The sequence below is a fragment of the Pseudoflavonifractor capillosus genome (assembly GCF_016899775.1).
In the GTDB taxonomy this organism is placed as follows: Bacteria; Bacillota; Clostridia; order Oscillospirales; family Oscillospiraceae; genus Lawsonibacter.
Map to the genome: position 1 here is coordinate 1 of NZ_JACJJE010000182.1, position 312 is coordinate 312.

Consider the following 312-nt stretch of genomic DNA (forward strand, 5'->3'; position numbering starts at 1 on the left):
GACGTTGATAGGTCGGAGGTGTAAGCACAGCAATGTGTTGAGCTGACCGATACTAATCCGCCGAGGGCTTGACCTGAATGGTTCAGGCAAGGAAGAAATGCAGGCGCTTGCAAGCGAGGATTTGCGAGGTTCACTGTTCGGTTTTGAAGGTGCAGACAAAGCGCCCACCCTCTGGAGAAAAAGAGAGCGTACGAGAAAACAAGGATAAAGTTTTCTTTGCATACTTTCTTTTTCAAAAGAAAGTATGCGCCTTTAGCTCAGTTGGTAGAGCAACTGACTCTTAATCAGTGGGTCCCGGGTTCGAATCCCTGA

1 tRNA gene and 1 rRNA gene are annotated in these 312 nt (G+C 48.1%); both read left to right on the forward strand.

Annotated features, from left to right (window positions below):
- A 23S ribosomal RNA gene (locus H6B31_RS16920) occupies positions 1-76 on the forward strand; the annotation flags it as partial.
- Between the two features lie 178 nt (positions 77-254).
- Positions 255-312, forward strand: a tRNA-Lys gene (locus H6B31_RS16925).